This window comes from Rhodococcus sp. SGAir0479 (assembly GCF_005484805.1).
Lineage (GTDB): Bacteria > Actinomycetota > Actinomycetes > Mycobacteriales > Mycobacteriaceae > Prescottella.
The window spans coordinates 3,281,471-3,294,898 of record NZ_CP039432.1; the positions used below are offsets into that span (position 1 = coordinate 3,281,471).

General features: G+C 71.1%; 14 protein-coding genes and 1 pseudogene. 6 read left to right on the forward strand and 9 right to left on the reverse strand.

Annotated features, from left to right (window positions below):
- Positions 1-197: 197 nt before the first annotated feature.
- Both E7742_RS15330 and E7742_RS15335 read left to right on the forward strand, forming a co-directional pair.
- On the forward strand, positions 198-1,196 hold the full coding sequence (locus tag E7742_RS15330) for an alpha/beta hydrolase (RefSeq protein WP_137799717.1): 999 nt from the start codon (positions 198-200) through the stop codon (positions 1,194-1,196).
- 54 nt (positions 1,197-1,250) lie between these two features.
- Positions 1,251-2,009, forward strand: a complete 759-nt coding sequence (locus tag E7742_RS15335) for an HAD-IIA family hydrolase (protein WP_137801241.1) — start codon at positions 1,251-1,253, stop codon at positions 2,007-2,009.
- A gap of 11 nt (positions 2,010-2,020) precedes the next feature.
- On the opposite strand, the gene E7742_RS15340 is transcribed toward E7742_RS15335, so the two are convergent.
- The 5 genes and pseudogenes from E7742_RS15340 to E7742_RS15360 all read right to left on the reverse strand — a co-directional run bounded on the left by E7742_RS15340 (position 2,021) and on the right by E7742_RS15360 (position 6,353).
- A complete protein-coding gene (locus E7742_RS15340; RefSeq protein ID WP_254699025.1) occupies positions 2,021-3,163 on the reverse strand; it encodes a serine hydrolase domain-containing protein in 1,143 nt (380 codons plus the stop codon).
- 95 nt (positions 3,164-3,258) lie between these two features.
- A pseudogene (locus E7742_RS15345) lies at positions 3,259-4,080 on the reverse strand (MBL fold metallo-hydrolase); the annotation flags it as partial.
- An 85-nt stretch (positions 4,081-4,165) separates the two neighbouring features.
- Positions 4,166-5,401 (reverse strand): O-succinylhomoserine sulfhydrylase, encoded by a 1,236-nt coding sequence (locus tag E7742_RS15350; protein WP_137799720.1) that lies wholly within the window; start codon positions 5,399-5,401, stop codon positions 4,166-4,168.
- A complete protein-coding gene (locus E7742_RS15355; RefSeq protein ID WP_137799721.1) occupies positions 5,398-5,832 on the reverse strand; it encodes a rhodanese-like domain-containing protein in 435 nt (144 codons plus the stop codon). The genes E7742_RS15350 and E7742_RS15355 overlap by 4 nt, the downstream gene beginning before the upstream one ends.
- 98 nt (positions 5,833-5,930) lie before the next feature.
- Entirely contained in the window at positions 5,931-6,353 is a 423-nt protein-coding gene (locus tag E7742_RS15360) for an Rv0361 family membrane protein (protein WP_137799722.1), read from the reverse strand.
- Positions 6,354-6,653: 300 nt separating this feature from the next.
- Between E7742_RS15360 and E7742_RS15365 the strand changes: the two genes are divergently transcribed.
- Positions 6,654-8,018, forward strand: coding sequence for an FAD-dependent oxidoreductase (locus E7742_RS15365; RefSeq protein WP_137799723.1), 1,365 nt, complete (start codon positions 6,654-6,656; stop codon positions 8,016-8,018).
- A gap of 86 nt (positions 8,019-8,104) precedes the next feature.
- On the forward strand, positions 8,105-8,848 hold the full coding sequence (locus E7742_RS15370; RefSeq protein ID WP_137799724.1) for an amidohydrolase family protein: 744 nt from the start codon (positions 8,105-8,107) through the stop codon (positions 8,846-8,848).
- A gap of 4 nt (positions 8,849-8,852) precedes the next feature.
- Here E7742_RS15370 and E7742_RS15375 read toward each other — a convergent pair whose 3' ends face one another.
- Together E7742_RS15375 and purT are read right to left on the reverse strand one after the other, a co-directional pair.
- The gene (locus tag E7742_RS15375) at positions 8,853-9,335 is read right to left on the reverse strand and encodes a DUF456 domain-containing protein (protein ID WP_137799725.1); all 483 of its coding nucleotides are present in this window, start codon (positions 9,333-9,335) and stop codon (positions 8,853-8,855) included.
- A gap of 1 nt (position 9,336) precedes the next feature.
- Complete coding sequence (gene purT / locus E7742_RS15380; protein WP_137799726.1) at positions 9,337-10,551, reverse strand: formate-dependent phosphoribosylglycinamide formyltransferase; 1,215 nt, start codon at positions 10,549-10,551, stop codon at positions 9,337-9,339.
- Positions 10,552-10,592: 41 nt separating this feature from the next.
- Between purT and E7742_RS15385 the strand changes: the two genes are divergently transcribed.
- The gene (locus E7742_RS15385; RefSeq protein ID WP_137799727.1) at positions 10,593-11,018 is read left to right on the forward strand and encodes a hypothetical protein; all 426 of its coding nucleotides are present in this window, start codon (positions 10,593-10,595) and stop codon (positions 11,016-11,018) included.
- Here the strand turns inward: E7742_RS15385 and E7742_RS15390 are convergent.
- The gene (locus E7742_RS15390) at positions 11,015-11,731 is read right to left on the reverse strand and encodes an alpha/beta fold hydrolase (protein WP_137799728.1); all 717 of its coding nucleotides are present in this window, start codon (positions 11,729-11,731) and stop codon (positions 11,015-11,017) included. The two genes, E7742_RS15385 and E7742_RS15390, sit on opposite strands and share 4 nt — an antisense overlap.
- Before the next feature lie 4 nt (positions 11,732-11,735).
- On the reverse strand, positions 11,736-12,113 hold the full coding sequence (locus E7742_RS15395) for a VOC family protein (protein ID WP_137799729.1): 378 nt from the start codon (positions 12,111-12,113) through the stop codon (positions 11,736-11,738).
- A 138-nt stretch (positions 12,114-12,251) separates the two neighbouring features.
- On the opposite strand from E7742_RS15395, the gene E7742_RS15400 reads away from it, so the two are divergent.
- Positions 12,252-13,352, forward strand: a complete 1,101-nt coding sequence (locus E7742_RS15400) for a CaiB/BaiF CoA transferase family protein (protein WP_137799730.1) — start codon at positions 12,252-12,254, stop codon at positions 13,350-13,352.
- Positions 13,353-13,428: the final 76 nt, after the last annotated feature.

Sequence of the window (13,428 nt, forward strand, 5' to 3'; positions counted from 1 at the left end):
TCGCCGGCCGGGGAACGCGGCCGGACCGGTTACGCTCCCGCCCGGCGTACGCGCCCTCCGGGACGCACCGGACGAATTCGGCCCCCGCTGCGGCCACCGGCCGACGAACCGCTCCCCCGGCGCCGCCCCGCGGATATGCTGAGCCGAACTCCGTTCAGCCCGAGGGCAATTGACGTGGAATCGGCGGAAGGTGCGCGATGAGAAGCTCGAGAGCAACGTCCGGACGCCGGATCCTCCACGTGCTCGGGCTGGTCGGCCTGCTCGTGATGACGATGCTGGGCGGAGCGCTCGGCGCGCAGGCCGCCCCCTCCGGCGCCGCGTACGTGGCCGGCACGGTTCAGGTGAGCGATCGGGTGACCCGGGTGCTGGTGTACTCGCCGTCCATGGACCGGGTCGTGCCCAGCGACGTCATCCACCCCGTCGGGGGCGGGCCGGCGCCCACGTTCTACCTGCTCACCGGCATCGGCGGCGGTGAGGACGGGATCTCGTGGTTCAACAACACCGAGGCCACGCAGTTCTTCGCCGACAAGCACGTCAACGTCGTGCTGCCCGTGGGCGGCAAGTACTCGATGTACACCGACTGGATGGCCGACGACCCGGTGCTGGGCCGCAACAAGTGGCAGACGTTCCTCACCCGGGAACTCCCGCCGGTGATCGATCGTGCGTTCGGCACCACCGGGGTCAACGCGATCGGCGGCGTGTCGATGGCCGCCGGTCCGGTGCTCGACCTGGCCGTCCAGGCGCCCGACGTCTACCGCGCGGTCGGCTCGTACAGCGGGTGCGCGGGCACGAGCGACGTCAACGGGCAGGCGATGGTCCGATCGATGGTGGAGCTGCGCGGTGGCGGCAACGTCAACAACATGTGGGGCGCCGGCGGCGGCCCGGCATGGATCGAGCACGACCCGGTGGTGCAGGCGGAACGATTGCGCGGCAAGGCGTTGTTCCTGTCCGCCGCTTCCGGGGTGCCGGGGGCCGTCGACCGTCTGGATCCGTTGCTCGCCATCCCGCAGGGCCTCGTGGGCGGGGCGCTGGAGTCGATCACGGCGCGGTGCACCGCGGTGATGGACGCCCGTCTGCGTTCGCTGGGGATCCCCGCGACCGTCGTCTACCGCGACGTCGGCAGCCACACGTGGGGCCTGTTCGAGGCCGAGATGCGGGACTCCTGGGCGGTGATCGGGCCGTCGATCGGCGCATGAGGCGATACTGGACCGGTGACGACGACGCGACCGGAGACCGGCTGGACCTACCTCATGGACATGGACGGCGTCCTGGTCCACGAGCAACACATCATCCCGGGCGCCGACGCGTTCCTCACCGAGCTGCAGGAGGCCGGCACCCCGTTCATCGTGCTGACGAACAACTCGATCCGGACACCGCGGGACCTGCGGGCGCGGCTGCTGCGCAGCGGGCTCGACATCCCCGAGAGCTCGATCTGGACGTCGGCGCTGGCGACGGCGACCTTCCTGAGCAACCAGCGGCCGCACGGAAGTGCCTACGTGGTGGGCGAATCCGGTCTCACCACCGCGCTGCACGAGATCGGCTACGTGCTCACCGACAACGACCCCGACTACGTCGTGCTCGGTGAGACGCGCACGTATTCGTTCGAGGCGATCACCACGGCGATCCGGCTGGTCGAGCGCGGTGCCCGGTTCATCGCGACCAACCCCGACGCCACGGGCCCCTCCCGCGAGGGCTCGCTGCCCGCGACCGGGTCGGTCGCCGCGCTCATCTCCCGGGCCACCGGCCGCGAGCCGTACTACGTGGGCAAACCGAACCCGTTGATGATGCGGTCCGCGCTGCGCGCGATCGGGGCGCACTCCGAGCACACGCTGATGATCGGCGACCGGATGGACACCGACGTCGTGTCGGGCCTCGAGGCCGGCCTGCAGACGATCCTCGTCCTCAGCGGCATCTCCACTCGGGAGAGCGTCGAGACCTTCCCGTACCGGCCGACGCTGGTGCTCGAGTCGGTGGCCGACCTGGTGGGGCGGACCGCCAATCCCTTCTGATCCGGCCCGGTTCACGCCACGGCCGCGTACACGGCCTCGATCAACCGGTGCGCGCGACGGTCACCGTCGAACCAGTCCCGCTTGAGGTTGGGGACGAACGCGAACGTGATCCCGTGCCCGGGATCGCCGAACCCGACCGCGCCGCCCGCCCCCGGATGTCCGAACGCGGCGGCCTGGGCCGGATCGGGCAGCTCGAAACTCTGTGCGGGCAGCATGAACCCGAGCGCGTACGCGGTGTCGGTGAGCAGCACCCGGTCCCGCCCCCGGACCTGCTCGCGCAGCGCGTAGTGCAGCGTCTCGGGCGTCAACGTCACCCCGAAGACCAGGTCGCGGTAGAAGCGGGCCAGCCCGCGGGCCGTCGTCACCATGCCCGCCGCCGGCCACCCACCCCCGAGCAGTGCGGGATCGTTGTAGGAGGCAGGAGGATTGGACGTCGCCCGGAACAGCAACGAGCCGGGCGCGGAGTACGCGTCCCCGATCCGCGTGCGGGTCGCGACGTCGGTGAGCGGGGACGACGGCTCGCCGCGCCGCGGGGCGCTCACCCGCGCCGCCCGCGCGATCGTGCCGACCGGCGCACCGATCCACAGATCGCTGCCGAACTCGGCGCGCGCGAACTGCCCCACGGTCATCCCGGTGTGCCGGCGCACCAGTTCCCCGATCAGCCAGCCGAACGTGAGCGCGTGGTAGCCGTGCGCCGTACCCGGCTCCCATTCGGGCGCCTGCGCCGCCAGTCGCTCGGCCATCGCGACGGGATCGCCGGCCTCCGCCACCGAGACCGGTCCGTCGAACGCCGGCAGACCGGCCCGGTGGGTGAGGATGTGCTCGACGGTGACGCCGCCCTTGTCGCGCCGCGCGAACTCGGGCCACCATTCGGCGACGGGGGCGTCGAGGGTCACGTACCCACGCTCGGCGAGCAGCAGCGCGGCGGCCGACGTCACCGCCTTGGTGCACGAGAACACCACGCACGGGGTGTCCCACGCCCACGCCCGGCCGGTGCGCCGATCGGCGACACCGCCCCACAGATCCACCACCGGCCGCCCGTCCGCGAACACCGCGACGGCCGCACCCAGGTTCTGTCCGTCGGCGAAGCTGTCCTCGAACACCTCGCGCACGCCGGCGAACGCCGAATCACACTGACCCTGTACAGATGTCATGAACACCTCGAATCGGGTGTCCCCCCGCAGCGGCCCCCGATGCCAGGCTATTCCGCGCGGCGGGCGGGCGCGACCCCGACGGGCGCCGACGCCGGGAGCGACCGCGACGGCGGTGCCGCGGCCCGCACCACCGTGCCGTCGTCGACGACGCGGGCACCCCACGGCGCCAGGTGCTCCGACAGTTCGGACGTCGGCGGGTTGTAGTGACTCAGGTGCACGGCGACCACGTCGGTGCCGGCGACGACGGCGTCGGCCTCGCGCAGCGCCGCCAGGGTCCGCGGGAACGTCGTCAGGTCGTGGTGTCCGGCACCGAGATCGGTGCGGGCGCCGAACGTCTCCTCGAGGAACACCGCGTCGTACCGTGCGCCGCGGACGTCGGCGAGGGTGCGCGGCGGCAGCGGACCGGTGTCGGTGGCCCACAGCAGACGGCCGCCGTCGGCCGCGGCGACGTCGTACAGCACGCTGTCGCCGTCGCGGACCGCGGTGTGCGCGGCCTCCAGCACCCGGACGGTGTAGTCGTCCAACGCGATTCGGTCACCCGGGGCGACCGGGACGAACCGCACCGGGGCGTCGGGCGCCACCCAGTCACGGCACTGGTCGAGGGCCTCGGGCGGGCCCAGCACGTCGAGCGGCCGGTCGCCCTGCACCCAGGACCGGTACAGCAGCGCGGCCGGACCGACGTGATCGGGGTGCGCATGGGTGAACAGGATGTACCGGACCCGGTCGAGCGGGCGCCCGGCACGGACCGCGGCGCGCGGGACCTCGGGGCCGCAGTCGAGCAGCAGCACGTCGTCCACCAACGCCGCCGTCTGCCCGCGGACCTCGCCGCGCGCGGCGGCGGTGCGGCACGACGCGCATGTGCAGAAAGGATTGGGCCAGCCGTCGGCACTGCCGGTGCCCAGCAGGACTACCTCGATGACCCGTCCCCTCCCGTGCGCGCCCGGCCGAATGTCACATACGTTCAGTTCGACTGAACGCATGTGACATTCGGCCACACAATCGTCAGCGCAGCGCCTGCGCCAGATCCTCGAGCAGGTCCTCGGGATCCTCGAGTCCCACCGACAGTCGCACGACGCCGTCGGACAGCCCGATCGCCGCGCGCCCCTCCGGTCCCATCGCGCGGTGCGTGGTGGTGGCCGGATGGGTGATGAGCGACTTGGAGTCACCGAGATTGTTCGAGATGTCCACGATGCGAAGCTTGTTCAGCAGTTCGAACGCGCGCTTCTTGGCAGCGTCCTCTCCGCCTCCCGGCGGAGTTCCCAGTTCGAACGTGACGACCGTGCCGCCGCCGCTCATCTGCGACGTCGCCAGCTCGTACTGCGGATGCGACTCGAGGAACGGGTACTTGACCCAGCGCACCGACGCCTCGGACTCGAGGAACTGCGCGATCCGCAGCGCGCTGTCCACCGAGTGGCCCACACGCAGCGGCATCGTCTCGAGGCCCTTGAGGAGGGTGTGCGCGTTGAACGGGCTCAGCGCCGGGCCGGTGTGCCGGATCAGCTGCTGCACCGGGCCGTCGATGTAGTCCTGCGGGCCCAGGATCGCACCGCCGAGGACGCGGCCCTGCCCGTCGATGTGCTTGGTGCCCGAGTACACGATGACGTCGGCGCCCAGGTCCAGGCTGCGCTGCAGCAGCGGGGTGGCGAAGACGTTGTCGAGCACCACCTTGGCGCCGGCGGCGTGCGCCATCTCCGACACCCTGCGGACGTCGACGAGGGTCTGCATGGGGTTGGACGGGGTCTCGAAGAACACGGCCGTGGTCGGCACCGACAGCGCCTGCTCCCACTGGTCGAGGTCCTCGCCGTCGACGAACACGGTCTCGACGCCCCAGCGCGGCAGGATCTCGTTGCACACCACGAAGCACGAGCCGAACAGGCTGCGGGCCGCGACCAGCCGGTCGCCCTGGCCGAGCAGCGCAGCGAGCGCGGTGAACACCGCGGACATGCCCGACGCGGTGGCGTAGCAGCCCTCGGCGCCGTCGAGCAGGCGCAGCCGCTCCTCGAACATCTTCACGGTGGGGTTGCCGTAGCGGGAGTAGACGAAGTGGTCGACCTCGCCGGTGAACGCCTGTTCGGCGGCCTCGGCGGACTCGTACACGAATCCGGAGTTGAGGTAGATCGCCTCCGACGTCTCCTCGAAACCGGAGCGTAGCGTGCCGCCGCGGACGCCCAGCGTCGCCGGACGAACCGAGTCGGGAAGCTGCTTACGGAAGGACCCGCCCTGCGGGATGGCGCTCACGACTGCGTCCAGGGCAGGCCCGCGGCCCGCCAGCCGGAGGTGCCGCGGCGACCGTCGGCGCCCAGTCCGCCCTCGAATCCGTCGAGCACGTTGTAGGCGGGGCCGATGCCGGCGGCGGTCGCGGCGTCGGCCGCAGCGATCGAGCGCACGCCGGAACGACACAGGAAGATCACCGGCCGCGACGCCTCGTCATCCTCGGCACCGCCGACGATGCCGGCCTCGACGAGCTGGTCGACGAAGGACTCGTTGCGCGCACCCGTGGGGTAGCTCACCCATTCGATGAGCACGGTCCGGCGGTCGATGGACGACGTGTCGGGCACCCCGACGTATCGCCATTCCGCGTCGGTCCGCACATCCACGAGCACGGCTTCCGGATGCTCGCGCAGCAGCTCCCAGGCTTGCTGCGGCGTTATGTCACCTGCGTAGCTCACCGCACCAGCTTTTCACAGCACCGAACGGGGCGTACCACGCGGATGCCGGAGAATCCGAGAACCTCGCGCCCGGGCGCGTCCGGGCGCGTGTCCCCGCGTCAGTCGCAGACGAGCCAGCGGTCGTCGCCCCGCACGAAGCGCCACGTCGCCGTCGCCTCACCCTTGCCGTCCTTCGCGTCGATCCGCACGTCGGCGGTGGCCTCGTCACCCTTGACCTGCTCGTTCGTGAGCGACACGACGGTCACTTCGCCCTCGCGTCCGGCCAGCGGCGAGCGGTCCTCGGCGAAGCCGTCGCACACCATCCGGTCCACCGCTCCGGCGTCGTCGTTGTTGCTCGCGCGGACGAAATCGGACGCCGAGGCGTTGAGCTGGTCGGCCTCAGAACGGTTCTCGTCCGCCGGGGAGAGCCACGACGAGACGACAATTCCGATCATCACGATCGCGACTATTGACACGGCGAGGATGAAGGGCTTCGCCGTGGTCCGCGAGGGATCCTCGGGCGGCTCGTGCTGGTCGGTCATACCTGGGATTTTCCCGTGCCCGCCCCGGCCGTCACCACCGGGGTCCCGAACGAACCCGGCCACAAACGGCACTTGTGACCACCCAAACTCGAGCGTGGTACCCCGCGTCACCTCACCCACGGAGCATGGAGTGTCCGCCTCCCGCGGGTTCTAGCATGAAGGCAGGAGACGCCGAGTCCGCAGGACCCGCCGCCTCCACCGTGCGACGGCGAGTTAGGTAGGGCTCAGTTTAAGCTGGAACCCGCACGCTGTCGTCCTTGCAATGCACGTCCGTCCAATCGAAAAGGTAGTTCGCCTCAGATGACTGACCAGACTCGTCCACTGCGCGTGGCCATCGTCGGCGCCGGCCCCGCCGGTATCTACGCCGCCGATGCGCTCATGAAGTCCGACACCGAGGTGAGCATCGACCTGTTCGAGCGGATGCCGGCACCGTTCGGCCTCATCCGATACGGCGTCGCCCCCGACCACCCGCGGATCAAGGGCATCATCACCGCGCTGCACAAGGTCCTGGACAAGGACTCGGTGCGTCTGCTCGGCAACATCGACTACGGCGCCGACATCACTCTCGAGGACCTGCGGCGCTTCTACGACGCCGTCATCTTCTCGACCGGCGCCAACGCCGACCGCGCGCTGAACATCCCGGGCATCGACCTGGACGGCTCGTACGGCGCCGCGGACTTCGTGTCCTGGTACGACGGGCACCCCGACGTGCCGCGCACGTGGCCGCTCGACGCCGAGAAGGTCGCCGTCCTGGGCGTCGGCAACGTCGCGCTCGACATCGCGCGCGTGCTCGCCAAGACCGGCGACGAGCTGCTGCCCACCGAGATCCCCGCAAACGTGTACGAGGGCCTGAAGAACAACAAGGCCGTCGAGGTCCACGTGTTCGGTCGCCGCGGTCCCGCGCAGGCCAAGTTCACGCCGCTCGAGCTGCGCGAGCTCGACCACTCCCCGACCATCGAGGTCATCGTCGACCCCGAGGACATCGACTACGACGAGGGCTCCGAGGCCGCGCGCCGCGCCTCCAAGCAGGTCGACATGGTCGCCAACACGATCCAGGACTGGGCCATCCGCGACCAGGGCGACCGCCCGCACAAGCTGTTCCTGCACTTCTTCGAGTCACCGCACGAGGTGCTCGGCAAGGACGGCAAGGTCGTGGGGTTGCGCACCGAGCGCACCGAGCTCGACGGCACCGGCAACGTCCGCGGCACCGGCAAGTTCAACGACTGGGACGTGCAGGCCGTCTACCGCGCGGTCGGCTACCTGTCGCAGAACATCCCGTCGATCCCGTTCGACGACCAGGCCGGCACCGTTCCCAACGAGGCCGGACGGGTCATCGGCGAGGACGGCAAGCACATCGACGCCACGTACGTCACCGGCTGGATCAAGCGCGGCCCCGTCGGCCTCATCGGCCACACCAAGGGCGACGCCAACGAGACCATCGCGTGCCTGCTCGAGGACGCCCCGAACTTCGCGGGGGCCACGGAGCCGGGCGAGGACGCGATCATCGAGTTCCTCGAGGGCAAGGGCGTCCCCTACACCACGTGGCAGGGCTGGTACCGCCTCGACGCCCACGAGCGTTCCCTCGGCGAGCCCGAGGGCCGCGAGCGCGTCAAGGTCGTCGAGCGCGAGGACATGCTCCGCGCCAGCGAGCCGCACAAGGCCTGACTTTCCGGGCCCCAGCTGAAGGGTCCCTTCGTGCGCTGTCAGCGTACGAAGGGACCCTTCAGCTCTTCGCGGGGCATGATGAACAGGTGTTTGACGCGCACGTGCACATCATCGACCCGCGGTTCCCGCTGGTGGAGAACAACGGCTACCTGCCCGATCCGTTCACGATCGACGACTACCGCGCCCGGATGGCGGGGTTCGGGGTGGACGGCGGGGCGGTGGTGACCGCGTCGTACCAGGGCACCCTGGGCCGCCCGCAACTGCTCGCGGCGCTGCGCGAGCTCGGCGAGGGCTGGGTGGGCGTCACCCACCTGGACCCCGACGCGACCGACGACGACATCGTCGAACTGGACCGGGCCGGGGTGCGCGGGATCCGGTTCAATCTGCGGCGCAGCGCCACCGACGTACAGATCCTCACGACGCAGGCGCTGCGCGCGTACGACCTGGTGGGCTGGCACGCCGAGTTCTACGTGGACGCGACGCTGCTGCTCTCGCTCGAGCCGGTGTTCGCGAAGCTGCCGGCCGTCAGCATCGACCACCTGGGGATGTCGACGCGCGGGCTGCGCTACCTGCTCAACCTCGTCGACCGCGGCGCCAAGGTGAAGGCGACCGGGTTCGGGCGCACCTCCATCGACGACGTCGGCAGCGTCATCCGGCAGATCCACGCGGTCAACCCGAAGGCGCTGATGTTCGGCACCGACCTGCCCGGCAGCCGGGCCCGACGCGCCTTCGAGGCCGCCGACGTGGACATCATCGCCGACGCCGTCGGCGACGACCTGGACGCGGTACTCGGCGGCAACGCCCGCGAGTGGTACCGCTGCCCGGCCTGAGCCGTCAGAGCGCCACCGCCGCGCCCAGCCACAGCGCCACCGCGAGCAGCGCCCCGAACAGTTCGACGAGGATCGACAGACCGACGGCCTTGGTGGCGTGCACGGTCGAGGCCCACGCGTCCCGGTGGGTGCGCCGGCGGGCCGCCTCGGCGAGGTAGGTCCCGAGCAGGAAACCGAGCAGCAGTCCGACGACCGGGACCACAAAGAATCCGACGATCCCCAGCAGTCCGCCGAACACCACCGAGCGGCCCGGAACCCCGGCGTCGCGCATCCGCCGCCCCGGCCACGCGTACTTGACCACGCCGGCCGCGACCAGCAGCAGCGTCGCGACCGCGAACACCACCCACCCGGCGGGGCTGGCATCCAGGATCGCCCACACCAGTAGCGCGGCCAGGATCAGCAGCGTGCCCGGCAGAACCGGCACGACGATGCCGACCAGCCCGACCAGCATCACCAGGCCGAGGAGAACCTCGACTCCGGTGCTCACGTCACTCCGGTACGACGACGCGCACCCGCGCGGCGGCCTCGCGGGCACGCTCGCGGGCGGTCTCGACGTCGGGGCCGGTCGACACCGCGACGCCCATCCGGCGCCGGGCGAACGCCTCCGGCTTGCCGAACAGCCGCAGATCGGTCTCCGGCACCGCCAGCGCGTCGGCGACACCCTCGAACGCGACGCCGACGGCCTCGGTGCCGCCGTAGATCACCGCCGACGCGCCGGGTGCGGCGAGCGTGGTGTCGACCGGCAGGCCGAGGATCGCGCGGGCGTGCAGTTCGAACTCCGAGAGCCGCTGCGAGCGCAGCGTCACCAGCCCGGTGTCGTGCGGGCGGGGGCTCACCTCGGAGAAGTACACGTCGTCGCCCTTGACGAACAGTTCGACGCCGAAGATGCCGCGGCCGCCGAGCGCGGTGGTGACCTTCTCCGCGACCTCGCGCGCGGCGGCGAGCGCGGCCGGGGTCATCGCCTGCGGCTGCCACGACTCGATGTAGTCGCCGGCGTCCTGCAGGTGCCCGATCGGTTCGCAGAAGTGCGTGCCGTCCACCGCGCGCACGGTGAGCTGGGTGATCTCGTAGTCGAAGTCGACGAAGCCCTCCACGATCACGCGCCCTTTGTTCACGCGGCCACCGGAAAGCGCGTAGTCCCATGAGGTTTCGAGGTCGTCGGCGCTGCGGGCCACGGACTGACCCTTGCCGGACGACGACATCACCGGCTTGATCACGCACGGGAACCCGATCCGCTCGGCGGCCGCACGGACCTCGCCCAGGGAGTCGGCGAACGCGTACGGCGACGTCGGCAGGCCCAGGTCCTCGGCCGCGAGCCGCCGGATCCCCTCCCGGTTCATCGTCAGCTGCGTGGCGCGCGCGGTGGGGATGACGACGGCCAGACCCCGCTCCTCGACCTCGGCGAGCGCCTCGGTCGCGATGGCCTCGATCTCGGGCACCACGAAGTGCGGGCGCTCGTCCTCGACCAGCCGCAGCAGCTGTTCGCGGTCGCCCATGTCGATGGTGTGGGCGCGGTGCGCCACCTGGTGTCCGGGCGCGTCGGCGTAACGGTCGACGGCGATCACCTCGACACCCAGCCGCTGCAGCGCGATGATCACTTCCTTGCCCAGCTCGCCCGAGCCGAGCAGCATCACACGGGTGGCGCTCGGGCTCAGCGGGGTACCGATGCGGGCGGGGACGTCAGCGGGAATCTCGAGGGGCATGGCTCGGACTATAGGCGGTCGGCACTGGGCATACTGTCGCGATGACGCTGGGTCTCGACACTCGCCTGACGCTGCTCGCCGCCGGGCTGATCTTCCTGCTCGCACTGGTCCTCGGGGCGTGGAAGTACCACGGCATGCGCACGTCGCCGGACCACCTCGCCCACCCCTACGTCGACATCGCCCACCGGTCGGCGCTGATGTACGCCTTTGCGACGCTGCTCGTTTCGGTGTTCGTCGAACTGAGCGACTGGGCCGGCGCGGTGAATGCGACGTGCGCCGGAATCCTCGTGTTCTTCTTCGTCGCGGCCATCGGCAGCTACATCGTGCACGGGGCCCGGCGGGACACCACCAACCAGTTCGCGCGCCCCGACGCGGCCCTGCGTGTGTCGATGATCGCACTGACGGTCGGTGAGATCGGGGCGTTCGCGGTGCTGCTCGCCGGGTTCGTGGCCGGGCAGCTGGTCTAGCTGCGGGCCTCGGCACGCGCCAGGAAGTCCAGCACGACCGCGTCGAAGACGTCCGGCCGCTCCGCGGCACACGGATGTCCGGCGTCCGGCACGATCACGAGCTCGGCGCCGGGAATCGAGCGGGCGATCAGTTCGGTGTGCCGGCGCGGGATCGGGTCGCGCTCGCCGACGATCACCAGCGTCGGGACGGCGATCGCGGACAGGTCCGCGGCCGGGATGTGCGGGTGCCGGACCATCAGCTCGAGCAGTTCCCGGCGGCGGGCCAGCCGCTGCGACAGCCGGGCGGCCGGGGCCGCCAGCAGCCAGGCCGCGGTGACCGGCACCCGGAACCGCCGGCCCAGTCCGCGCGGATCCAGGTTGGCGCCGTTGACGATCAGCGAACGCACCCGTTCCGGCCGCCGCAGCGCCAGGGTCAGTGCGGTGTTCCCGCCGTCGCTGTAGCCGAGGACGTGCGCGCTCGGGGCACCGACGGCGTCGAGCACCGCGCACACGTCGTCGGCCAGTCGGGCGAAGTCGAGGGGTCCGTCGCCGCGGGTGGACCGGCCGTGCGCACGGGTGTCGAGGGCGATCACCCGGTACCGCGCGGCGAAGTCCGCCGTCTGGGCCGCGAAGTACCCGAGGTCCTCGCCGTTGCCGTGCAGCAACACCAGCGGCTCCCCGTCGCCGCGCTCCTCGTAGTGCAGCCGCGCACCGGCGGCCTCGACGAATGCCACCGGATCAGCTCGACGGCTGGTGGATCGAGAGCACGTTGCCGTGCGGATCGTGGAACCACGCGACGCGGGTGCCGTCGGGCGCGGTCCAGCCGGCGTGCTCGTCCTGGTCCATCCCCTGGTAGCGCAGGAACTCGACGCCCCGGCTGCGGAGATCGTCCACGGCGGCCGACAGATCCGGTGTGCGCCACCCGAGCACCGTGTACCCCGTCTCGACCCGCGACTGCACCAGCGTGATCCGCAGTTCGGTGCCGCCGCCGTCGACGACCAGCGCGAACGGGGTCCGCTCGAGGACGGTCAGCCCCAGGGTGTCGACATAGAACATCGACGACACGTCCAGGTCCGTGCTGGCCACGAACGCGACGAGTGCTCCGGGGAAGGCCATGTCCTCAACTGTGCGCCACCACGGACACCGCCCACAAGTACCGACCGGACATGCCGTCGTGACCCGGACCACAGGCAGGGGTTCCCACGGGTTACCGTCACAGGAACGGCAGGGTCGACCATCACCAGGAGGAATCACGTGACTACCGCAGGAGCCGACCGGACGGGCCCGCTCGCGGGCATCCGCGTCGTCGAGTTCGCCGGCATCGGACCGGGCCCGCACGCGGCGACGCTGCTCGCCGATCTGGGGGCCGACGTGGTGCGGATCCAGCGTGCCGGCCAGCTCCCGGCCGAGGGGCAGGTGGGCGACCAGACCGCGCGCAACCGTCGCGTCGTCGAGGCGGACCTGAAGAACCCCGCCGACGTCGAGAAGGTCCTCGAACTGCTCGGCCGCGCCGACGTCCTCATCGAGGGCTTCCGCCCCGGCGTCATGGAGCGGATGGGGCTCGGACCCGACGTCGCCCTCGACCGCTGCCCGCGGCTGGTCTACGGCCGCATGACCGGCTGGGGCCAGGACGGCCCGCTCGCGCACTCGGCGGGCCACGACATCAACTACATCTCCCTCACGGGTGTGCTGCACGCGATCGGCCGCAAGGGCGAGCGCCCGGTGCCGCCGCTGAACATGGTGGGCGACTTCGGCGGCGGCTCGATGTTCCTGCTGCTCGGCATCCTGGCCGCGCTGGTGGAACGGCAGACGTCGGGCCGGGGTCAGGTCATCGACGCCGCGATGGTCGACGGCACGCTGGCGCTGTCGCACATCATCTGGAACTTCCGCCGCAGCGGCATCTGGTCGGACGAGCGCGGCGTCAACATGCTCGACGGCGGTGCGCCGTACTACGACACGTACGAGACGTCCGACGGCAAGTACATGGCGGTCGGCGCCATCGAGCCGCAGTTCTACGCGGAACTGCTGAAGGGCCTCGATCTGGACCCGGCGCAGCTGCCCGGCCAGCACGACGCCGCCCGCTGGCCCGAGCTGCGGCAGATCCTCACCGACCGCTTCCTGAGCAGGACCCGCGACGAGTGGACCAAGGTCTTCGACGGCACGGACGCCTGCACCACCCCGGTGCTCACGTTCGCGGAAGCCCCGCAGGATCCGCACGTCGCGGCGCGCGGCGCCGTCATCGAGATCGAGGGCGTGCCGCAGCACGCCCCCGCGCCGCGCTTCTCGCGTACGCCGTCGGCCACCCCGCAGCCGCCGGCCCGCTCGGCCACCGACGTCGATACTCTCTGGCGATAGGCGCTTCACGGCTCCGGCGACAGGCGCTCCGCGGCCCTGGCGAAAGGCGCTCCGCGCCCGGGCGCCTTTTCGGTAG

What these genes read in the sequence shown, in the direction of transcription:
- E7742_RS15330 (WP_137799717.1), top strand. Translation starts at nt 198, where the DNA reads ATGAGAAGCTCGAGAGCAACGTCCGGACGCCGGATCCTCCACGTGCTC.
- E7742_RS15340 (WP_254699025.1), bottom strand. Translation starts at nt 3,163, where the DNA reads ATGACATCTGTACAGGGTCAGTGTGATTCGGCGTTCGCCGGCGTGCGC.
- purT (WP_137799726.1), bottom strand. Translation starts at nt 10,551, where the DNA reads ATGCCCCTCGAGATTCCCGCTGACGTCCCCGCCCGCATCGGTACCCCG.
- E7742_RS15385 (WP_137799727.1), top strand. Translation starts at nt 10,593, where the DNA reads ATGACGCTGGGTCTCGACACTCGCCTGACGCTGCTCGCCGCCGGGCTG.
- E7742_RS15395 (WP_137799729.1), bottom strand. Translation starts at nt 12,113, where the DNA reads ATGGCCTTCCCCGGAGCACTCGTCGCGTTCGTGGCCAGCACGGACCTG.
- E7742_RS15335 (WP_137801241.1), top strand. Translation starts at nt 1,251, where the DNA reads ATGGACATGGACGGCGTCCTGGTCCACGAGCAACACATCATCCCGGGC.
- E7742_RS15365 (WP_137799723.1), top strand. Translation starts at nt 6,654, where the DNA reads ATGACTGACCAGACTCGTCCACTGCGCGTGGCCATCGTCGGCGCCGGC.
- E7742_RS15360 (WP_137799722.1), bottom strand. Translation starts at nt 6,353, where the DNA reads ATGACCGACCAGCACGAGCCGCCCGAGGATCCCTCGCGGACCACGGCG.